Raw genomic sequence first — 22547 nt, 5'->3', positions numbered from 1 at the left:
CAAGCTTTTGCCCAACAACCTACAACACCTTGTCAAGCCAGTCATAGACCTTCGCACCGCTAATCTCATGTCCACCGTCAAAATAATCTGCATCCAGTGCTTGCTCAGCCCCGGCATGGGTATAGATCATTTTCAAACGTTGATGAGCCTCATGTGCCGAATGAAGGGGAAAGACCTTATCCTCGCTGCCAATCTCCAGAAATAGTGGGCGCGGAGCGATCAAGCCGATGATGTCTGGCAACTCGGCTTCCTGCAAAATCCCTGGGATATAATTGTCAAGACAATGGTTGCGATCCAGAATGCTTCCGTGGAATGTGCTGGCGTAACCACTGACAACAGCGACTTGACAACGTTCATCCAGTGCGGCTGTAAAGGCTGTAACCAGTCCACCCCCAGATATACCCATGCTCCCGATCCGATTGGAGTCTACTTCTGACCGAGTCGACAGATAATCCAGCACACGTGTTGTTTCGTATACCCGATGACCGGCGAGGGTTTGGCCTGCCATGAGCAGATGGGCTGCAATTTTCGTACAGGAGCTTGCTCCCGGGGGCGCATCACGATCCTCCTCCAGCCTGCGATCACCAAATCCGAGCAGCTCCGGCGCTGCAACGACATACCCCCGCTTCACAAGAGCAACCGCAAAATCCTTGTGCAATCCGGGTTCTCCGACCCGAGGTGAGCCGTCAGGCTCCAAACCGCAGATTTCCCGGCTGCCATACCCATGTCCATGACATGCTACAATCGCGGGCAGACCCTTTTCGGTAACGCTTACATTATTGGGGATCAAAACATACACAGGCATTCGCAAGCCTGCATAGGTTGTAATCTCTACCCGTTCACGGATATAACCGTCACACGTCACACGTTCAATTGGCACCGGATTTAAGGCTGCTGCTACCGCCGGAATATTTCCCAGTCTCTCTTGTACATGGTGGCGCAGCTCCATACGCCATGACTCCAAAGACAGGTCTTCATGATAAGCAGAACGGCCGCGAATTTGGGTTTGTTGCTGCAAATAAGCTTCGATCTCGGACATTGTGCGTGTCCCTCCTATGTTTGCTGGAATAGTACAGAGCGTGATTTGAAATATTTGGTAACCTCTGTCTATTATAGTATCAGAATGGACAGCAGCGCTACCTTTGATCTAAAAAAGGTATCCTCGGCCAATGCACTGCTCAGGAATACCGTTTATTATTATGAATCCCATCAATGGCGACCCGGCAGCCACCAGTTCCATCTCCCCATCAATTTCATCAAGGATGGGACCAGCACCAGCCGAATGATCGTTACGTCAATGAGTACGGCTGCCGTAATGCCTATACCAAGCTGCCGTACCCCCTCTACTTCGGCAAAAGCAAACGGGACCGTTACAGACAATAGAATGCCAGCAGCCGATGTAATTAAACGTCCTGTAGAAGCTAGTCCCTGCTGAACAGCCAGATCACTCTCACCCGTCTGTCTGTAAACCTCCTGAATGCGGCTTAACATAAATACGCCATAATCCATGGATATGCCAAATACCAGTCCTGCTATAAATACGGGGATCATAATGGCAACAGCGGAAGGCTGCATCCCGAGATGCCCTTCATTAAATACCCATACCAATATACCGAAAGAAGCGGCGAGGCTGAGCAGGTTCATCGCAATTGCTTTTAACGGAATGAGCAGTGAACGAAAGGCTAGCAGCAGCACCAAATAATTACTTACAACGACAAATACGAGCACTTTTGGCAACCGCTGAAAAACCTCCTGTATAATCTCATCCTGATGTACTGCCTCACCGCCATAACGGATCGGGATGCCTTCAAGCCCTGCTCCCAAATCAGCCGCTCTGGCCTGCTTCAGCCAGTCTCTCATCTCGTCTGAACCTGGCTCCCCTTGTACACCAATCGTTAATTGCATATAGGAGCCAGAGATGTTCCACAGGGAATGAATACTTGTGACCCTCGGGTCCTGCTTTAGCTCACGTAATTTGTCAGCAGCTCGCTCCAAATGAGAGGCTGTTAAAGGTTTTGCTTTTTCACCAATCACGATATCTATGACCGACATCCCTGCCTGACCAAAATTACGCTGTATCTGCTCCGCTGCCTGACGTGACTCCATTGTGGCAGGCAAGGATGAAGCATCGGGAACTGCTAGCTCCATCCGTATAACGGGAAACACACACCATAACAAAAGTGTTGTACCTGCAAGTCCCATCCATACGGGATGTTTCATGACCATCGCTGACCAGCGGTGCCAAAAGCTGTCTTCAAGCCCTGCCTCCGCTGCTGATTGGTGTGGGCTGCTGTTTTTCAATAAAAAGCTTCTGAAGATCCGGTTTGCATTCAGTGAAAGAATGGCAGGCAGTAGTGTCACATTTAACAGCAATGACAGAACGAGAACGATGGTGGCTCCAAGGGATACACTTAGAAACATCGGCAGTCTGATCCAGAGCAAGCCCAGTAAACCGAGTAATACACAGGCCGCCGAGAACAATACGGCACGTCCGGCTGTACGCAAGCTTTGCTGCAGCAGTTCACGCTGAAGCGTACTGTTGCTCCCTAGATGAAACTGACCCTCTCTCTTATAAATCCGCTGGAGCTCCTCCCTGTACCTGCTCAAAATAATTAACGCAAAATCAATGCTAAGTGCCATGCCTACCATCGGAATGACGTTGATAATAAAATTGGACAGCTCCAGATGATAGCCAAGAAGAGACGTCACACCCATCGCTGTAATAACCGCACTGATGCCCATCATAACAGCAATGCATGCCGCATACAGACCCCTGAATGCAACACAGAGAACGATTAGCGCAATCGGCACCCCCACGATCTCGGCACGCTCCAAGTCACGAAAGCTTAGCCGGTTCACATCCTGTTGCACGACAGCCTTACCTGTCAGATGAACGGTTCCCGGTACATATGTGTGCTCGTCCGAGCTAAGAAGTTCACGGAGCTGCTTCAGTACAGAGCCTATTTGACGTGGCTCAGCATTCATATGAAGCAGCGCATAAGCCTGATCTTCATGCAGCATCCTCCCCTGTGTATGAGCATCAAGAGGAGAAATCACTGCGGATATGGCTGGCAAGGTGCGGACTGCGGAAAGACTTTCGGTGAGCCAATCTCTAAACATCTTCATCGAAGTATCCGGGTGTTTATGAAACAGTAGCACAACCGGATCAGGTGGAAAATTATACTCCTGCTCCATGATCTGCTCGACGGCTTGCGCTTGCCCCTGAACCAGCTTTAATCCATGATCCTGAACAATATCAGGCAGCTTCCAGGCCCAGACGGCTGACATCCCGATGACCAGCACCCAGCTGAGAATAATAAACCACGGATATCGACTGATCAGGGCAGCCAGGCTCCGATATCCCATACCGCAACTCCTCTGCAACCCAAATTATATTTTTCTCCGTTATGAACAGAATGACATGTGTTTTGTGTAGTACAAGTCTATTCCAGCTGAAACAGAATTATGTTTCTGACGAACGACCGCCTGAACACAAAAAGCCCCATATGCATGAGCTGCACATGGGGCATCCTTTTGCAATGATTCCATCGGATGCTCTACTCGGGCCGAATAATGGTGAACCGTTCACCAAGCTTGGCATAATCATTACCTGCCAACCGACTGACAGGCTTTAACTGATCCATCAGAATATAACCTTTGTCTGCAAGGTAGACCCGTTCGCTGAAATGATACTGCACAATCCGCACCAGAAGCAGATCGCTCACAGGCACGCCTTCATCATTTGAGATCGGAATATGCTGATACAGCTTGCATTCCATACGAATCAAAGCCTCCCGAATCCCCGGTACAGAGACAATTGAACTTGAAACTGTCGTCAGCCCGGTTCGTTCCAGTTCACTTTCATGCGGCTCCAGAATCGCTGCTGTCTCATTCACCTCGTTAATAATATGCTCATCACAAATATGCACAACCAGTTCAGGATGCCCAAGGATGTTGCGTGCAGTATCTTTCATGATCCCGTTCTTGCGTCCAACCGCGATGGATAAGAGCGGAGGATCAGAGCTGACCACATTAAAAAAGCTAAACGGCGCCGCGTTGATGACCCCATTATGATCGGACAACGTAGTTACAAAGGCAATCGGACGCGGTACGACAGATCCACTCATCAATTTATAGTTTTCTTTGGCTGTTATCTCTTCCGGGTTCAATGAATACATATGTAAATCTCCTCCCCTGTTGCTTGTACGTTGGTTTGCATTCTTCTTTCTCGTATTTCTTCATCGTTATTATATATGTATACCGAGCAAAAGAACAAAAAACGATCAAATTCATGATCCCTCCAGGACATCTCCTTCATTATTCGGTGTTCCTCCCCACTCTCCAGACACATGCTCCCTCCAATCACACATGGGCGAATGTCACCATATGCTGTTGGCAGAATACGATGACAGGAAGGATGTTTTGATATGAATTATGGATATTTCCCTTACGCTGGCGATTATGATTATGGTGATACGGCTGGTCGGTCATTTCAATTACCTCCGATCTTTCCCGGCGGAGGAAGCATTCCAGGCGCTCAGACTCCGCCAGGCATTCCAGGGGGCCCAGGCTCGTATCCTCCGTTTATTCCAGGGGGTGGAGCACCTCTAGGTCCATATTTTCCGGGTCCCGGACCGGGTCCTGTTCCAGGTCCAGCCCCCGCTCCCGGCGTACCTCCACAGCTCGCCCAAGGGAATTTACCTTCATTACTGAGTGCGTATCCTCGTCCCGTAGGTCAGCCGCCAGCAGAGATGTTATTTTTATACAACCTGATCAAAAGCAGCCCCGGCCTGCTTCCACTCTTTATCCAGCAGCAGCCGCAGAGTCTGACTCAAGCGGTTCAATTCGCACAAACTGGCGCAGCCGCCCCTCGTGATCAGGAGCAGCGTGTGCTGCAAAACTTCTGTTATAACCGCTGGTCCCTGGTCTTTACGTATAATGATGTATATTTAATGTGGCCTGCGGTGAATTTGTTCGGCTTTGTCGTCGGTTACTTCTATCCGTTCCAGACTCCAGGCATTTTGTTGAATACGCAGATTTTATTTGCCCTTTGTTAAAGGCAAGCGGAACTTATATCAGCGAATGAAAACCGCCCGCATAGACGCTGTTAGGTCCATGCGGGCGGTTCGTAATTAAACCTTGGCATTACACTATGGTATGAGTGCTCTGCTTCGGTTTACTTTTCCCAATCATAACGAAGTACAGACCCAAGGCTCCCAGATCAGCACAGGCAATCACAATGCCCATCGGCACAGCCGTATGCTCCCCGCCAAGGCCCACAAGAGGCGCAACGATGCCGCCAAACAAAAAGGTCATGACGCCAATCAATGCTGACGCACTTCCTGCGGATTTGGCCTGATTTCCCATAGCAAGCGCAAACGAAGCTGTATTAATCAATCCGACACTGGAGACGACCAGAAATAGCGGAATCAGTACAGTAATCAGTCCGCCTCCAGCCAGAATCGAGAGCAGCAGGGATGTTCCTCCAGTAGCCGCTGTAAGCAGACCCGCAATTAACAATCGAGATTCCGAAACTTTGCCCGCAAGCCGTCCTGCAATCTGACTGGCGAGAATAATACCCAATCCATTCACAGCAAAGCACACACTGAACATTTGCGGCGACACGCCATAAATTTTTTGCAGGACAAACGGTGAGCCTGATATGTAAGCAAACATGCCTGCAGCTGCACAGCCTTGTGTAAGTGCGTACCCCATAAAACGACGATCTCTTGTTAGCCTGCCAAACGTCAGCAGCGTTTGTTTGAGCCCTCCGCTGGACCTTCGTTGAACAGGCAGTGTCTCGCCTAGACCAAGGATCACCGCCAGAAGCGCCAGCAAACCAATCAGACCAAGCAAAATAAATACGGCACGCCACGAGGCATATGCCAGCACTTGCCCTCCAATAATCGGTGCTGCAATCGGAGCCACTCCGTTAATAAGCATTAACAAAGAAAAAAAACGTGTGAGTTCAGGTCCCTCGTACATATCTCTGACCACTGCGCGCGAGATGACAATGCCAGCAGCTCCAGCCACACCCTGAATGAATCGCAGCATAACAAATGAGCCCATCGTTGGGCTCACCAGGCATAATACTGAAGCAAGTGTATATAACACCAGTCCGGCGATCAGCGGCATTTTGCGCCCTCTTACATCACTTAGTGGTCCAGCCAGCAGCTGCCCAAGTGCAAGCCCGATCATACAAGCGGTTAAGCTAAGCTGGGCGTAAGAAGCAGACGAGCCAAATTCATCCGCCAGCGCTGGCAAGGCTGGCAGATACATATCCAGAGACAGCGGTCCGAATGCAGAGAGTGTCCCGAGAATAAGCGCCATTCTCATACGTGGTGCAGTATGGGGCTGTATTGAAGCCAGATTACTTTTCATCCAGAAAACAATTCCTTTTCCATCAAGTCGAGTTATTGTGCAATTTTCGGGCTTTTAATTCTCTCCATCTCCCAGCAATCGCAGCAGATTGTTTGGCAGTGTAAATTGTTGATTATTTATAATAATACGGCGTAATTCCTCTTCATCCCGCTCGTTATCGGCGTCTTTGATCTCTTGGATCTCGCGGTGCAGCCGTTCCATCTGATGATCCAAGGCATTGGCAGAATCCGCTGCATTTTTGAGTTCTCTTGTTAGATGCTCAGGAACATCCTTATTGTATTTGTAAAAGATTTTATGCTCAAGGCTTGCCCAGAAGTCCATCGCAATCGTACGAATCTGAATCTCCACACAGGCACGCTCTTCACCATTGGACATGTACACCGGGACTTCAACGAGCAAATGCAGGCTTTGATATCCGTTTGGCTTCGGATTTTGGATGTAATCCTTCACTTCAAGCACGCGCAAATCACTCTGATTGCACAGCATATCCTTGATTCGGTATATATCGGAGATAAACGAGCATGTAATCCGCACGCCGGCAATATCTTTAATATTCTCCTTGATGCTTTCAAATGTCAGCTCATGATTTTTACGGAACATCTTATTCATAATGCTCTCGGGAGACTTCAATCTTGACTTCGTATGCTCGATCGGACTGTAGTCATGCAGAGATTGAAATTCCTCCTTGAGCACTTCTATTTTGGTTTCCATCTGATCCAGTGCAAATTTATAAATCATCATAAATCGGGTAATTTCGTATTTAAATTTCTTGAATTGGTCTATCGGATGTGGTGCATTCATCATCAGTTTCTTCCTTTCTTCTCACATGTCATCCATACCATTATAAATCATCTAACCCGAATAAACGAATTTCTGGTCATGTAACTGTTTGTGCGTTAGAATTTTCATTTTGATGAAGACAGGAACATCGCTGTATACTGAAAGAGTTATTGTTTACCTGAAAGGACGGAACACGATGAAACAGAATCTTCTCCAGAAATACGCCATGCTGCTGCTTTGTATGTCTGCCGGTATGGTCGATGTCATTGGATATCTTGGACTGGGACACGTACTCACGGCCAATATGACAGGAAATATTGTACTGCTGGGCATTGCGATTGCCCGTGCTCAAGAGTTTGTCGTATTGCGCTCACTGCTTGCACTTCTCGGATTTATCGCGGGTAATGCCATCGCAGCACATATGATTGGACATGTAAAAACCAAAAATGGCTGGTCGCCGCGAGTCACCGCTGTACTTACCGTCGAGAGTGCATTGCTTCTGCTCTTTGCTATTCTCATAATTAGCCCGCTCTCCGGGCAACTATCCTATCTTCTGATTGTACTCTTAGCGATAGCGATGGGTATGCAGACTACAGCAGCAAGACGCATCGGCATTGCAGGCATCTCCACCACCGTGCTTACAAACAATCTGGCCGCCGTGGTTGAGGATGCTGCAAGCCTCCTGCAACGGATCAGACACGTCAATATTCGCTCATTGGCCAGCTCATTATCAGCAGACTCGTATCTGCGTGCAGGCGCGGTTGTGATTTACCTGGCTGGTGTTATCCTGGCCGCACTCCTTTTCCATCATATTCCAAAGATCGCTGTCTGGATTCCCGCACTTGTCGTTGCCGGAGTAACCCTTCAAGCACGCATCGCTGCCTGGGGCAAATCGGAGCACTTGCAAAGTGATGCAGACAAGTCATAAGGGCTGTTACTGTTAAAATGTCAAATTAATGAAGCAGGACAGCCGCAGTTTGAACGTTTATTCATGCTGCATCACAAGTGACTCCTGCCTGATCCACTGCACAAGCTGACTTGCCGCTGGTGACAGCTTCTCTCCTGCCCGTGTACAGATAGCTATCGTATTCTGAAGCTTTACGTTATCAACAAATACACGAGCAAGCCTGCCTTGCTGCACATCTTCTCTCACAACAAGAGACGAGATGAAATTGGCACCATAACCTGCTTTTACTGCGCTGATCGTTTCATTCAACCCATCGAATTGAAGCGCAATCCGAGGAGAAGGCAGGTTATTGTTGGTGCACAGGGCAGCCAGTCGTTCACGCGTTGCACTGCCCTGCTCACGCATAATAAATGGCTCGGCCACCATCTGCTGCAATGAAATCGTTTGGCCTGCATAGGCATGATCTGGATGCACCACAAACCACATTTCATCCTCAAACAGCTTATCCCAATGAACACCCGGATGACTGACCCCACTCCCTCCATAGATAGCAATCTCTGCCTCGTAGCGCAACAGCTGATCAAAAGCCATCTGGGTATTGCTTGTGCTCACAATAATCTCCACATCCTCATGCGCCTGCTTAAAGCGAGCAATCCAGCTGGGTAGCAAAAAATTGGAGGGCAGGTATGTGGCCGACAGACGAATCAAGCCTTTTCTGCCCTGAATCATATCCTCGACGAAATGCTCCACTTCCTGTTCCAGCATAAACAAACGCTCGGCATACGTTATTAACTGTGTACCTGCATCTGTAAGCACCAGTTTTCGCCCTTCAGATACGAACAGCTGAATGCCAATCTCACGTTCAAACCGCTTTACCTGTGAAGATACAGCAGGTTGACTAATGTTAAGCTCTTCCGCAGCCCGGGTAACTCCACCGTAACGTACAATCGCGTGAAACAAGCGTAATCCATGCAAATTCATCCCTGTTCGCCTCTTTTATCTCTTTTTGTGCTTCTGATGTTTATACCGGCAATTTTTTACGACCCTATTTTTACCGCTTTCCGCACATAACTTAATTATATATTTACATACAAATTATATATTTTATTTATACAAAAATCTCAACTATAGTTCAATTATAGCCATTCAATATCAGCAAGTGGAAAGGAAGATGTTTGATGAGTATGCAGCATTGGAACAATAGCCACACCGCTCAGTCTACGATATGGGATCAAGTAGATGAGTATATGAACGCACTGCTTATCCCAGGCGACAAGGCTCTGGAGGAAGCATTGGAGGCCAACGCCGAAGCAGGATTGCCCTCCTATGATGTCACGCCAAATCAAGGTAAATTTCTTCAATTACTGCTGCAAATCCAGGGGGCGTCACGAGTGCTGGAGATTGGCACATTAGGCGGATACAGCACGATCTGGATGGCAAGAGCACTGCCGGAGCATGGACGAATCGTTACCCTTGAATCCGAAGCCAAACATGCAGCGGTTGCCGAGTCCAATCTGACCCGAGCCGGATTAATGCATAAAGTGGACCTTCGAACTGGGCCAGCGCTTACAACCCTTCCCGATGTGAAAGAAGACTACGCTGAACCTTTTGATCTGATTTTTATTGATGCCGATAAACCAAGCAACCCGGATTACCTGAGATGGGCGCTACGCTTGACACGTCCGGGCAGCCTGATCATCGGAGATAATATCGTGAGGGATGGAGAGGTCATCCATGCTGGAAGCACAGACCCGCGGGTTCAAGGCGTTCGAACCTTTCTTGAGCACATCGGCAATCACCCTAGGCTTGAAGCGGTAGCCCTGCAAACTGTGGGCGCTAAAGGCTACGACGGATTTGTGATAGCCCGTGTCACCGATGCTCCTGTGACAAAATAAACAGTGGTCAATTCTTCCGAAAATCTGCCTTTCCTGTTAAACTGGAGTCACTGCACAGGCAGACTGGAGGGAATCATTTGAGAGCTTTACGACAGATACAGGTTGAAATTAGCGGTTGGTCCCGCAATATTCAGCTCTTCTTTCTGGCAAGTCTGCTGTATCAGATCGGAAACGGCATGTTCTCGGTCCTGTATAATCTGTACATTCAGGGGCTGGGTTACGACGACACGATGAATGGTCAGATTGTCAGCATCCAATCTCTGGCTACAGCGATTATGTTTATTCCTATCGGCTTCAGCGGCGACAAGTTCAGCCGCAAAAAACTGTTGATCATTGGAGCGCTGTTCAGCGGTGTATTTCTGATCGGGCGTTCTTTTGATTATGCTTCGAGCGGACTGCTCTGGTTCGCTGTTTTATCCGGCTTGTTTGCTAGTGTTTTTCAGGTGCTGGCCATCCCCTATCTCGCGGAAAACATCAAAAAAAGTCAGCGCCTCAAGATGTTCAGCTTGTACTCATCTCTGGTGCTGGCTTCACAGGTTCTCGGAAGTCTAGGCGGCGGTGTCCTTGCAGACGTGCTTCATTCTGCCGGAATGGCGAAGGTGACCAGCCTGCAGACGGTGCTGTTTATTGGCGGTGCGGCAACACTTGCTGCCTTTATTCCACTGCTTTTTGTAAGCGAAAAACAGATGTCTCCGGTAGAGGCAGACTCTACGTCGTTACAGCCCAAGGCTCAACGATCCGAGGGCGGACTTGAGACCCAAGAGGATCGAAAGCAATCCATGATGTCCACAGACGATGAACGTGCCTTAAAAAAGCGGGATTCCAAGCTCATCGTTCAGTTTGTTGTAACACAGCTGCTGATTGGTCTGGGCTCGGGACTGGTTGTACCGTACCTTAATCTGTATTTTACGAATCGTTTCGCGGTATCGTTAAGCGGCATGAGCCTTCTCATTGCACTGGGTCAGATTATGACCATTGTGTCTATGCTGATCGGCCCGACTTTAGCTGCCAAAGTTGGCAGTGTACGGGCTGTCGTTATTTTTCAGGTATTATCGCTGCCCTTCCTGTTATTAACAGGCTTTACGAACCTGCTTCTTGTTGCGTCCGTCAGCTTTTTGTTCCGGCAGGCACTCATGAACGCAGCTAATCCGATTCAATCCGCAATTCTGGTTGATCGCGTTTCGGACAAACGTCGCGGCATTGCCAACTCCATGATGCAAACCTCATTTATGATCGGCTGGGCCACGATGGGGCCTGTACAATCTTATCTGGTCACGACATACGGGACATATTGGGGATATGCAATTACCTTTAGCATCACAGGAAGCCTCTACGTCATATCATCACTAATGTACTTTTTCATGTTTAAAGAGCCTCGGCCTTCGGCAACTTCTCTTGACAGCAGAGCTTGATATCAAGGCAAAACAAAAAAGAGTATCCTCTCTGCTCCGGCATGACGGGATACTCTTTGATATTGCTTCTATGCTTGTTTCTTACACCTCTGTACTACCAATACTCGGGATTATAGATAATAACAACGATGCTCAGGGTCACGACCGCTGCCAGAACGACAAAAGTGTAATATTTTGATTTATGCTCTGCATCTGGAGCCTGTTCATCATAGTTATCCGAATGACGGCGATAAGAGCCCATCCACAGATCACTTAACATGCTGCCAACAACTTTGATCAGGCGTTTAAGCCATTCCACATGCACATCTCCCCTCTCAAATATCAACATTCATATTAAGTATAATTATCCTAATATCTCAAAAAAGTTAATACACCTTTCCTGGCGCGGTTTGATGCTCCAGCTGTGCCAAACGTTCAAAGGCCTCCTGATTCGTGCTTCCGCACATCTCTTCCTCAGCCTGTAATCCGCTGCATACTGGAGGACGATCCGGCTGACCGAAGATAGCGCAGCGGTTATCCTCCGTCAGCTGTACACATCGTTCTCCTGCCGGTTTGCCTTCGGGCATGCCCGGGATCGGTGATGAAATGGATATGGCAATACAACATGCGGCACAGCCAGCCCTGCATTCCATGATGTTCCCTCCTTCTCAGTTGTCGCCGTATATTATTTCATTGATTCATTCTGCGGTTCACCCATGTCCACGTCCGCGCCAGTCCTTGCGCAATTCTGTAATTCATGCTCTCGCTGGCAAAATATCCGCCGTGACTCAGCGGGTTCCAGCTGGTCGCTGGCCCGCCCACACGCACCTCTATATCTTCCTTCACCGCAGCCGCATATGCCGGGTCAATGGGACGCAGCGGATAACCCAGAATATCGTTCGGTTCATAAAAATTGATCCATTCACCCGCAAGCCCCGGAAAGTACTGAACGGCCTGCGAGGGGGGCACCTGAATCGGCCTGCTGAAATCAGCATAGCGCAAGCTCCATAAGGGCAGTGTTGTACCAAATGTATAAAAATTAGTCAGCGTATCTCCCCGCTCCAACGCAGCATTTACATCCACAATCTCGGGGCTTCGGCTGGACGGGTACTGCAAATCGTAGAAAAAGTTACTCGCAATCACTGCGCCAAGACTATGAGCAACGACACAGAGCGGAGCTTCCGGTCCATTCCGTTGTGCGAGCGTATGCATAGCGCGGTTCAACGTCCGATGCACAGCATCATAGTTATGTCCCTGCTTCTCCACAGGCTGATAGGCAACAGCATCCGCTAGATAATGAATCACAAAACGACGCAAGGTCTGATAGTTTAATCCGGGTGCACGTACCAGCTGCTGGAACAGCGCCTCTTCCCGTTCCTCGAACACGTCGGCCCAGAAGACGGGTTCAATATCCAGCATCTGTTCGGCGGCGCCTGGCTGCACCATGACCCGATCCATTTCCTTGCTCAAGCACGTCATTAGCTTGTCAGCATAATCCTCTTTTTGCATACCCAGTCCATGAATGACCATCACCGCTACCCGAGTCATGGCTTTCCTCCTTATCAATCGACTAGGATTAACCCTCACGCCCACAATCCCAGAAGGTTTAATTGAATTGTATGCCTGAAGCCTGATGTCCATGTTATAACCAGATGTATACAGCTCTATATAATTATAACCAGTGTACCATGAACTCTGAAGCAATCGCAGTAAATCTGAATACAAAGAACCGACAACGGTGCTTCCCGTCATCGGTTCAAATACTGGATCTGCCCTCTGCGAACAGTTCAGAACATTCTGAGTTGTAACGTTATGATCTCATAAGGCGCAATCTCGAAGGAGAGTGGCAACGACTGCATCTCACCTACCGGCTTCTCCATCATGTCACACATCGCCCAGGACAGAATATCATAATCGCTTTGCAAATTCACTCTGGTCCGAATGCCCGCATACTCATGTAAACGGACAATGACGGTGTGGTCGTCCTCTGCTTTTTTGATCGCATCCACCATCACATGTGCAGCATCCGTCCGCATAAACGAGAGCGCTCTTCCTCCCGCAACACTGCCATTGAAGCTTGCCGGCGGGTTGTTTAATGCCCATGCCTCCTGTACCGTTCCCGCTTCATACCAGTCCCCCGCATGTGGCAGCAGCGCATACGTAAACAGATGCTGTCCCTGATCGGCTGTCTCATTCGGATAGTTCGCACTTTTTAGCAAAGACAACCGCATCACATGATCCTTGATGTCATAACCATATTTGCAATCATTCAGCAGACTGACACCATACCCTCGCTCCGACAGATCCGCCCACTGATGCCCCACCACCTCAAACCGTGCATAATCCCAGCTGGTGTTCCAGTGTGTTGCACGTTTGACATTGCCAAACTGGATATCATATGTCGCCTCGGTCGAACGCACCTGTACCGGAAACGCCACCTTGAGCAGCTTCTGCCGCTCCTGCCAATCTACCTCTGTCTCAAAATCAATCCGTCGTCCTTCCGCATACACACTCATCCGCTGGGTAAATGACGATTTTCCGTAGGCCCATCGGAATTCCACCGTTGCCGCCACATCACCTGAATGCAGCAGTTCGACTGAAAGCAATTGTTGAACTTCATGCATCTTTTCCTGATAAAAAATATCAATATCCCACGCATCAAAGTTCATCGGCTTGTCTTCAAATATCTGCAGCACATTGCCACGGCTACTCGGTGCGAGCACCTCGCGTTGAACGTGCCGATCATAGATTTGCGTCAGATGCCCCTCCGCATTCCAGCAAATCTCATAATGTGGTGTAAGCAGTCTGCCCTCTTCATATTGAAAGACAGCATTCACCGGAGCTTCTGCCGTCGTATCCGCCGCTGTGTAACAGATGGCAGCCATACCAAGTGCAGGCACCTCTACCGATCCGACAAGCCACTCCCCATCCAGCCGCTGGGCAGGAAGCACCGCTCCCTCCAGTGTTGTCCATCTCACCTGTTCTGGCAGCAACGCTGCCGCCATGCGCACAGGCTCCTTCAAAGCCCAGGATGAGCTATTGACCACTGTGATTGTGCCGCTGTCACTGTGACTATGTCTGTCCGCAATTTCGTTGTACGTCCCCTCAGCCCTGTCATCGACTCTGTCATGCGCCTGCTCTTCTGCCTGCTCTTCTGCTTGCTCCTCTGCTTTGTCATTGAAGTTTGCTGCATTATGAGCTCTGCCGTCCTCACTAAGCTCCGCCTCCTGTTGCAGCTCATTGATTTGCCGTGACCAAACCTTGCGCGCAATCGCCTCGGCTTCTGCGTATTCTACAGTGCTGTCCTCATACACTTCCCGAATGGATGAACCAGGAATAATATCATGGAACTGATTGCGCAGCAAAATTTTCCAGCCCTCGTTCAGCAGCGACTGATCATATGCTTGCCAGCTCTTGTCCTGCACACCAGCCAGTACAGCGATCCATTCCGTCTCGCGATACAGCAGCTCCAGCTTGCGGTTCATCCGTTTGTTGTAAGCCTGACTGGTGTACGTTCCACGGTGATACTCCAGATAGAGCTCCCCATCCCATGTATGCACATAACGATCCGTATGCTCGAATGTACGACCCAAACGTTCAAAATAAGCATCAGCTCGCCCTGTCTGTACATTAGGCATACCCGGCATCCGATCCAGACGGCGACGCTGCTCCAGCATCTCGCGGTTAACTCCACCGCCACCATCCCCGTAGCCATACGACAGCAGCAATTCCTGATTCACATCCAGGTCCCGGTAAGCTTGCCAGCTCCCTTTTACCGTCTTCGCTTCAACCAACCCGTTGTAGGTGTAAAAGAAGGAATTGGCCTCCTCCCAGTCATCCGGTGTTGTAATAAAATGGGTCAGTACCTCCGTTCCGTCCATCCCCCGCCACTTAAACGTATCATGCGGCATCGGATTGAACTGGTTCCAGCTAATCTTTGTGGTCATAAATGTATCGAAGCCCGACTTTTGCAAAATCTGCGGCAACGCCCAGCTATATCCGAACACGTCCGGTAACCAGAGATAACGACTCTCTACACCAAATTCCTGCTGAAAGAAACGTGTTCCAAACAACAGCTGACGCACCAGTGATTCCCCACTGGTCAGATTACAGTCGGCTTCCACCCACATCCCGCCGCCCGCTTCCCAGCGTCCTTCCGCAATACGCTGCTTGATCTGTTCGTACAACTCCGGGTAATCCTGCTTCATGTATTCATACAGCTGTGGCTGTGTTTGCAAAAAAGTATAGTCCGGGAACTTCTCCATCAAACGAAGCACCGTTGAGAACGAGCGGGCCGACTTCTCACGCGTATGCTTCAGTCGCCAGAGCCAGGCCACATCAATATGTGTGTGTCCGATACAGGTCACGGTGACCGGATGCTTCGGCTTCACATCGGCCAGTTCATCGTTCAGCTTCCGCAGAGCTTCACCCAGCGAAGCATAGAACATGTGCGAGCCCGGATCGGACCAGTCAATCAGGAAAAGACTTCGATCCAGCGCTTGCGTAAGCAGCAGCCGCTCAGGCTGCTTTTCATCAAGACATTGCATCGCTTCAAGTGCTGCCCTGGACGTGTAATACAGATCATCTGCCGGTTCATCCAGCCAGCACAGCTCTGACATCCGAATCGTATGTGTAAGCTCACGCGGTTTGCCACCGCCCTCCAGACCAGACCACAAGCGAAAATCAAGCCGTACCGTGCGACCAGCCGCCTCCTTGGGCAGAAAAACCTCCATATGATTGGAATCCACACCCTGATAAGCAACACCATCTACATAACAGAGCGATTCAAACCCGCCATTATTGCCACCTTCGGTTGTGCCGAAGTCAAATCGCCCCAGCACCTGCTTGCCTTGCCATTCCTGTGGAATGTCTACCTGAGCCTTCAGCCAGATATATCGGTCACGCCCCTTCCAGACGTCACCAATCTGCATTGCTCTGGCCCCTTCCACCTCGGACGGCTTCTCATAAGGTTTCGCACCAATGATACCTTCCGGGTCCTCTACTGCAACATATGGGCCGATTGTTCTGGCATCACGGTAACGCAAGCCTTCCAGCTCGGCGATCCGTTTCTCAAACTTTTGCATCGCAAAAAACATAAGAAACTACCTCCAGTCCGACAAATATTCAGGATAAGCTTTGATATATGCATGTACCAGACTTTTGGCAATGGAGTAAGACCCCACAAGCGGATGTACCATCAGCGCTTCCACCGCCAGATCAATCGACTTCTCCCGAACCGCATCCACCGTTAATCGTTCGAAGCGCTTTACTCCCTTCATGAGCAGATACATATCCTCCGGCACTTCGGATACAGGGATAGGTCTTGGGCCATCGGCGCTAATTTCACAGGTCACCTCCACCACATCGTCATGCTCAAAGCCGGGAATGCTGCCTTCGTTCGGCACGGACAGCACCATGCGATTCGTCTTCCCGGATTGAATAGACTCTACAAAATCCAGCATGACCCCCGCATACCCGAGCGATTCGGGTAATTCCAGCGTCGTTGGCATCTCTTTGGCGGCTGCGGCCGTTTCGATGGCCATGTAGGAGACTTCCCTTTTTTGTGTATAGTACAGATAGGTCTGGATCGCTTCCTCCGGGTTATTTTCAATATCCATGGATTCAAGCCGAGCCAGCATTTCTTTATTGTTCAGCGCGATCATCTCACCACGCGTCATATCCGAATTCAGTATATTTTCCAGCGCCTTCTCACGGTGGTAGTAATAGTACAGGTACTCGTTCGGAAGGTATGGCAGTGCTCGCAGCAGGTCGGGATCAAACATCTGGAATTCGGACACGGCTGCGATCAGTTCGGGATCACTTTTCAAGCGGTCTAACAGATCCTGACCTTGATAGGAAACATGATTAAACCAGGATAGATGATTCAGCCCGAATAATTTTACATCGAGTTCCCCCTCCTGAAGCCCCAGTGCGTGCTCCATCCGAAGCTTCGTATGGCTGGGAGTGTCACATATGCCGATCACACGGTCATATCCCGCACTACGCAGAGCCTGTGTCACCAGACCGGACGGATTGGAAAAATTGAATATCCATGCATTCGGTGCAAGCTCCTGAGCCAGTTCACAGTACTCCAGCAGCACCGGAATCGTACGAATAGCCATGGAAAAGCCTGCTGGCCCCGTCGTCTCCTGACCAATCACGCCATGCTCCAGCGCAATCCGCTCATCCGTGTAACGTGAGATTTCCTTGCCTACTCTTATCGTCGTCACAATCAAATCTGCACCACGAATGGCCTCAACACGATCCGTGGTATAGCTTAACTCCAGACGTACACCATTGCGGTCAATCACCGCCTGGCATAACTGGCGAATGATGTGTAGCTGATGCTCATCGTTATCATGAAGCACAAGTCTGGTGATGCCGAGTGATGCCGCTTTGAGCGTCAAACTATGGGTAAATAATACGGCACGAACGCCGCCTCCGCCAATCAATGCAAGCTTCATAGTGTAATCCCCCAATGATCCGTTATGGATGATGACCTTTCCTGCATAAAATGCTCCAGTTCTGCTTTATCGGGAATACCGCTGTTCCCGCCGTAAGCTGTGACCGACATGGCACCACAGGCATTGCCGTATTCCAGCGATTGACCTGTGTCCATGCCCTTCAGATATCCATAAATATACCCGGCATTGAAGCTATCTCCAGCTCCTGTCGTGTCCAGGGCCTGCACTGCATAACCGGAACGATAGGTACGCACACCATCAATCATAGCAACAGCACCATGGGGTCCCATTTTACAAACGATATGTTTGCCTGCCCTGGACAGGCGTTCCATACTCTGCTCCATCGTTGAACATGCGGTATATTGCAACGCCTCACTCTCGTTCAGGAAAAATACATCCACATGACTCATAATTTCAAATACACCCTCGTACCACTCGCCAGTATCATCCCAGCCCACGTCACAGGATATCGTTGCTCCGTGAGATTTCACCCGCTGGATCAGCGTCATAAATTCAGCATGATTGCGTCGTCCCTTATATCCGGTCAGATGAATATGACGGCCTTGGGCGAGACTGTCCTCCTCCAGCTGCGACAGCTTCAGTTCTTCATTAGAACCCGTATAGGTTATGAAAGAACGATCCCTGTCCGGGTGAATAGCGATGGTAATGCCGGTGTTGCTTGACGAACTGATTTTCATATGCGAGGTATCTACAGCCAGTTCTCCGAAATGCTCCAAAATATAACTGCCATAATAATCCTCACCCAGTATACCGTTGAAGGAAATTTTCAGCCCCAGCTTCGCCAGAGCCATCGTAAACAACGCTGCGCCTCCGCCAATATGAACAAACATATTATCCGCAATCACTTCTTGCCCCGGCAGCGGAAGCTCGTAACGTCCAGCGACGATCAGATCAATATTGACATCTCCGATTGCGACGACATCGTATGGTTTCACAGGCCATCCCTCTTTTTCCGTTACTGTATGGGTTGATCAACCCTTCACTGAACCAATCATGATTCCCTGTACAAAATACTTCTGAATGAATGGATAGATACACGCGATTGGAAGCACAGAGACCATAACTGTTGCCATTTTCATTGATTCTCCAGTTACAGACAACCGGGGATCGGCTGCGCCGAGATTCATGGACAGATTTTTGCGCATGGCCTCAGCAGAGGTGAGCATCTGTTGCAGAATCGTTTGCAGCGGCCGCAGTGTTTCCTTGTTCACATAGAACACACCCGAAAACCAGTCATTCCAGTGCATCACCGCATTAAACAGGCAGATTACGGAGAGCACAGGCAGACTTAACGGCATAATGAGGCGGAACAATATCTGAAAATCATTCGCACCGTCGATCTTGGCCGACTCTTCCAGGCTTCCGTCAATGGATTGAAAAAAAGTGCGAATCAAAATAATATTCCAGGCACTATATAAGGTTGGAATGATAAACACCCAGATGCTGTTCGTTAAATGTAACGTCTTGAGCACCATATAATATGGTACAAGTCCGCCATTAAACAGCATTGTGAACACAATCAGCAGCGTAAACACATTACGCCCGGGCAGATCCTTTTTCTTCAACGCATAAGCCGCCATGGCGGTAAGCAATACACTGAGCAGCGTGCCAACAATGGTGCGAAACAGTGTGATCTTCAGGCCGCTCAGAATGTCGGGATTGCTGAACACCTCGGCATAATTCGCCAGACTGAACTCCCGTGGCCAGAACGTGATTCCGCCAAGAGAGGCATCCTTGCCATCGTTGAAGGAAAGTGCCAGTACATTCAGAAAAGGCAAAATAATGGACAGGCTTAATACCGTCAGAATAACAACATTAAACACGGCAGCGATTTTCTCCCCGACAGGCATTTTACCTAATGTCTGATTCATGCTCCATACCTCCAGGATTACAGTTTAGGGAAAAGGCCTGACTATGCAGGCCCTCTGCCCTGTTGATCCGTCGTATATCGTCCTAGAATGTTGCGTCCATATAAAAGACAACCGAGCCTGGATCTTTATCATATTTCTCCTGCAAATATTGCTCGAACTGCTCTACACCAGCACTCTTGAGCTGCTGCCTGTACTCATCCAGATATTTCTTTGCCTCATCCAGTGAAGGGGCGTAGAACGATTTCACCAGTACATCCTTGTAGGTATCCAGCACCGGCTTCAGACCCGCCTCGATCTCTGGCACCTCTGAGAGGTAGGAAATGGCTGAGTATCCATCCCAATATTTGTACGTTGGATTGCCGTAGTTCATCAGCTCAAACATCAGCTTGAACTTGTCCGGCTGCGAGTTCTGACCCAGCACGAGCTCACCGAAATCTTTTACATTATTCATATCCGTTCTCCCCAGCAGTCCACCCCAGAAGGTTGGAATGACATCCTTCACCTTCTCAGGCGAGCGGGTCATCATCTGCACAACATCGTTACTGTAGATATACTTGCCATCCTTCACGCTGTAGTCCTGACCCTCGATCCCGTATTGCCAGAGGGCTTTGCCCTCCTTGGAAGCCAGATAATCGGCAAACTGTACGATCTGCTCCGGATTTTCAGTAGTTGCCGGAATAGCCCATACCTGGCTGCCCGATTTTTCTTTTTCATAGATAGCCGTTTCGCCCTTGTAATTCTCCAGCTGATCCATCGGCAAATACTTCACCTTCTCGTATAACGCGAGTGAATCCAGCGCAATGTTGGCGTAAGAAATGATGCCGTACGAGCCGTTGTTCATGCCTTCCTCTGCACGTACGCCGTCCATGCTGAAAGCTTCCTTATCCAGCAAGCCTTCCTTCAGCAGCTTTTGTACAAATTCAACCTGCTTGAGTGCATAATCCGTTTCCGCTACATGTTTGACCTTCCCGTCCTTGTCTACATCGAAACGTGTTCCGTTACCGAAATCATCATTTTTGAAAAGTGTGCTGACGATATCACCGCCCCATTTGCGCGGACCGATCGGTGTAATTGGCTTGCCGTTGTTATCCTTGAAGTTGCCTTGTTTGATGCGAACGGCAAGCTGATATAATTCATCCTCTGTCCGAATTTTGCTCGGATCAACCTTGAGCGCCTCCGCAATATCCGCGCGAATCCACATGCCTGCACGATAGTGGTACCGATCTGCGTCCGTCGTATCTTCAGCCGGGATATTCATATGAATGAAATACACTTTGCCATCAAATTCAGGCCGGAACATGACATTTTCCCGGGTATCTCTTGGCAGAAAATTGGGGTCTAAATATTTTTTGAGCACTTTCGTTTTTTCCAGATAAGGCCGCAGGTCCGTGAACAAACCTTCCCTCGCGCCTTTCAGCAGCACTGCCATTTCCGGGCGACCCCCATGATCGAGGTACGCTTCGATCACATCCGGCAAATCTCCAGTTGCCAGCGTAACGGTCAGCTCCTGTAAACCATCTGTAGCACCTGTAGACTGCCAGTCCAGCGTCATGCCTGTTTTTTCTTTAATTTTCAGCGCAACCGGGTTACCGGTCTGATCGGCTGGAAGCTGTGCCCCGTCATTTTCCAGAAATATTCGGCCCTTCAGATCACGATTGGCAATAAATCCATTCTCCCCGGCTTTGCGGCCATCCGCTGCCACCTCGCTTGCAGGATCTTTACTGCTATCGCTGGAAGAACAACCACCTAACACAACAACAAAACAGAGAACGAACCCAATTGCGAGTGAACCGAATTTCTTCGTCATTTTCATGGATACCACTCCATTTTCGCGAATTTTCGTCCTTACCATAAGCTGGCTTCATTCTGGCTGTATTTACGAACGAGCTTGTTCACCGTAATAACTAGAATGAGCCCTACGATACCTTGCAACAATCCAACCGCTGACGCGTACCCGTATTGCCCCTGCATCATACCCACTCGGAGTACGTACGTATCCAGAATATCCGCATATTCCGCATTGCCTGCAGTGCGTAACAGGAAGTTCTGCTCATATCCCGTTGATAACAAACTGCCAATCTCCAGAATAAAAAGTACGCCAACCGCAGGGCGGATACCAGTGAGTGTGATGTGCCATATTTTTCTCCATTTACTGGCTCCATCCATCTCGGCCGCTTCGTACAACGTTGGATCAATGCCAGCAATGGCTGCCAAATACACAATTGATCCCCATCCAATATTTTTCCAAAGGTGTGTCAGAAACATAATCGGGTAAAAATACTTGCCTTCCATTAAATAAAAGGTCCCTCCATCACCTCCCAACGCTGCAATGAGCTGATTAAATATGCCACTGTCGGGCGCAAGCACTTTATTGGTGAACGCAACGACCACCACCCAGGAAAGAAAGTACGGGAGATAAGAGATCGTTTGCGTAACCGACTTGAAACGTTTGGAACGGAGCTCATGCAGCATGATAGCCAGAATGATCGGAAACGGGAAATACAGCACAATTTTGATAAAGCCCACCATAAACGTGTTCCATATTAACTGCCCTGCCTCCGGATATGAGAAAAATAACTTGAAGTAACGAAGCCCCACCCACGGCCCGCCGAACATGCCCTCATTAAACTTGAACTCCTTAAAGGCCATTACCAGCCCCGCCATGGGAAGATAGGAAAACAAGATGAAAAACAGTAGACATGGAGCCAGCATGATGTAAAGCAATTTGTTCTCAATCAGCCTTTTCTTCAGCCCTGACGAGGTCTTGCGCTTTTCGGTCATCGTTACATTTGCCTCTGCTGTTGGTTGCATCCGATTCGACTACCCCTTTCCCTGTT

19 protein-coding genes are annotated in these 22547 nt (G+C 49.2%); 4 read left to right on the top strand and 15 right to left on the bottom strand.

Annotation, left to right across the window (positions count from 1 at the left end; all coding sequences use genetic code 11):
* Nucleotides 1-19: 19 nt before the first annotated feature.
* The 3 genes from DFQ00_RS08385 to DFQ00_RS08375 all read right to left on the bottom strand — a co-directional run bounded on the left by DFQ00_RS08385 (nt 20) and on the right by DFQ00_RS08375 (nt 4178).
* Complete coding sequence (locus tag DFQ00_RS08385; RefSeq protein ID WP_110896034.1) at nt 20-1039, bottom strand: alpha/beta hydrolase family protein; 1020 nt, start codon at nt 1037-1039, stop codon at nt 20-22.
* A gap of 170 nt (nt 1040-1209) precedes the next feature.
* Nucleotides 1210-3366 (bottom strand): MMPL family transporter, encoded by a 2157-nt coding sequence (locus DFQ00_RS08380; protein ID WP_110896033.1) that lies wholly within the window; start codon nt 3364-3366, stop codon nt 1210-1212.
* 191 nt (nt 3367-3557) lie between these two features.
* On the bottom strand, nt 3558-4178 hold the full coding sequence (locus DFQ00_RS08375) for a flavin reductase family protein (protein WP_110896032.1): 621 nt from the start codon (nt 4176-4178) through the stop codon (nt 3558-3560).
* Nucleotides 4179-4427: 249 nt separating this feature from the next.
* On the opposite strand from DFQ00_RS08375, the gene DFQ00_RS29100 reads away from it, so the two are divergent.
* Nucleotides 4428-5057, top strand: a complete 630-nt coding sequence (locus tag DFQ00_RS29100; RefSeq protein ID WP_167433640.1) for a hypothetical protein — start codon at nt 4428-4430, stop codon at nt 5055-5057.
* 88 nt (nt 5058-5145) lie between these two features.
* Here the strand turns inward: DFQ00_RS29100 and DFQ00_RS08365 are convergent, their stop codons facing one another.
* Together DFQ00_RS08365 and DFQ00_RS08360 are read right to left on the bottom strand one after the other, a co-directional pair.
* Nucleotides 5146-6381, bottom strand: coding sequence for a multidrug effflux MFS transporter (locus tag DFQ00_RS08365; protein ID WP_110896031.1), 1236 nt, complete (start codon nt 6379-6381; stop codon nt 5146-5148).
* Between the two features lie 54 nt (nt 6382-6435).
* A complete protein-coding gene (locus DFQ00_RS08360) occupies nt 6436-7182 on the bottom strand; it encodes a GTP pyrophosphokinase (RefSeq protein ID WP_110896211.1) in 747 nt (248 codons plus the stop codon).
* 175 nt (nt 7183-7357) lie between these two features.
* On the opposite strand from DFQ00_RS08360, the gene DFQ00_RS08355 reads away from it, so the two are divergent.
* Nucleotides 7358-8089 (top strand): YoaK family protein, encoded by a 732-nt coding sequence (locus DFQ00_RS08355; protein ID WP_110896210.1) that lies wholly within the window; start codon nt 7358-7360, stop codon nt 8087-8089.
* A 57-nt stretch (nt 8090-8146) separates the two neighbouring features.
* Here DFQ00_RS08355 and DFQ00_RS08350 read toward each other — a convergent pair whose 3' ends face one another.
* Complete coding sequence (locus DFQ00_RS08350) at nt 8147-9049, bottom strand: LysR family transcriptional regulator (protein ID WP_110896030.1); 903 nt, start codon at nt 9047-9049, stop codon at nt 8147-8149.
* Between the two features lie 203 nt (nt 9050-9252).
* On the opposite strand from DFQ00_RS08350, the gene DFQ00_RS08345 reads away from it, so the two are divergent.
* Both DFQ00_RS08345 and DFQ00_RS08340 read left to right on the top strand, forming a co-directional pair.
* The gene (locus DFQ00_RS08345) at nt 9253-9963 is read left to right on the top strand and encodes an O-methyltransferase (RefSeq protein ID WP_425271014.1); all 711 of its coding nucleotides are present in this window, start codon (nt 9253-9255) and stop codon (nt 9961-9963) included.
* Nucleotides 9964-10040: 77 nt separating this feature from the next.
* Nucleotides 10041-11375, top strand: a complete 1335-nt coding sequence (locus DFQ00_RS08340) for an MFS transporter (RefSeq protein ID WP_110896028.1) — start codon at nt 10041-10043, stop codon at nt 11373-11375.
* Between the two features lie 94 nt (nt 11376-11469).
* Here DFQ00_RS08340 and DFQ00_RS08335 read toward each other — a convergent pair whose 3' ends face one another.
* From DFQ00_RS08335 to DFQ00_RS08295, 9 genes are all read right to left on the bottom strand, one after another.
* A complete protein-coding gene (locus tag DFQ00_RS08335) occupies nt 11470-11673 on the bottom strand; it encodes a hypothetical protein (RefSeq protein WP_110896027.1) in 204 nt (67 codons plus the stop codon).
* 67 nt (nt 11674-11740) lie between these two features.
* Nucleotides 11741-12007: a YkgJ family cysteine cluster protein gene (locus DFQ00_RS08330; RefSeq protein ID WP_110896026.1), complete on the bottom strand. Its 267-nt coding sequence runs from the start codon at nt 12005-12007 to the stop codon at nt 11741-11743.
* 37 nt (nt 12008-12044) lie between these two features.
* Nucleotides 12045-12902, bottom strand: a complete 858-nt coding sequence (locus tag DFQ00_RS08325) for a chemotaxis protein (protein WP_110896025.1) — start codon at nt 12900-12902, stop codon at nt 12045-12047.
* 239 nt (nt 12903-13141) lie between these two features.
* Nucleotides 13142-16450, bottom strand: a complete 3309-nt coding sequence (locus DFQ00_RS08320; RefSeq protein ID WP_110896024.1) for an alpha-mannosidase — start codon at nt 16448-16450, stop codon at nt 13142-13144.
* A 6-nt stretch (nt 16451-16456) separates the two neighbouring features.
* Nucleotides 16457-17818: a family 4 glycosyl hydrolase gene (locus tag DFQ00_RS08315; protein WP_110896023.1), complete on the bottom strand. Its 1362-nt coding sequence runs from the start codon at nt 17816-17818 to the stop codon at nt 16457-16459.
* On the bottom strand, nt 17815-18774 hold the full coding sequence (locus tag DFQ00_RS08310; protein WP_110896022.1) for a carbohydrate kinase family protein: 960 nt from the start codon (nt 18772-18774) through the stop codon (nt 17815-17817). Before DFQ00_RS08310 ends, DFQ00_RS08315 begins: the two co-directional genes overlap by 4 nt.
* Nucleotides 18775-18810: 36 nt before the next feature.
* Nucleotides 18811-19710: a carbohydrate ABC transporter permease gene (locus DFQ00_RS08305; RefSeq protein ID WP_244213738.1), complete on the bottom strand. Its 900-nt coding sequence runs from the start codon at nt 19708-19710 to the stop codon at nt 18811-18813.
* An 82-nt stretch (nt 19711-19792) separates the two neighbouring features.
* On the bottom strand, nt 19793-21562 hold the full coding sequence (locus DFQ00_RS08300) for an extracellular solute-binding protein (RefSeq protein ID WP_110896021.1): 1770 nt from the start codon (nt 21560-21562) through the stop codon (nt 19793-19795).
* Nucleotides 21556-22521, bottom strand: coding sequence for an ABC transporter permease (locus DFQ00_RS08295; RefSeq protein ID WP_244213737.1), 966 nt, complete (start codon nt 22519-22521; stop codon nt 21556-21558). The genes DFQ00_RS08300 and DFQ00_RS08295 overlap by 7 nt, the downstream gene beginning before the upstream one ends.
* Nucleotides 22522-22547: the final 26 nt, after the last annotated feature.

Source organism: Paenibacillus barcinonensis (assembly GCF_003217495.1).
GTDB lineage: Bacteria > Bacillota > Bacilli > Paenibacillales > Paenibacillaceae > Paenibacillus > Paenibacillus barcinonensis.
The sequence above is the reverse complement of the archived record's forward strand: the minus strand, read 5'-3'. Positions and strand labels throughout refer to the sequence as shown.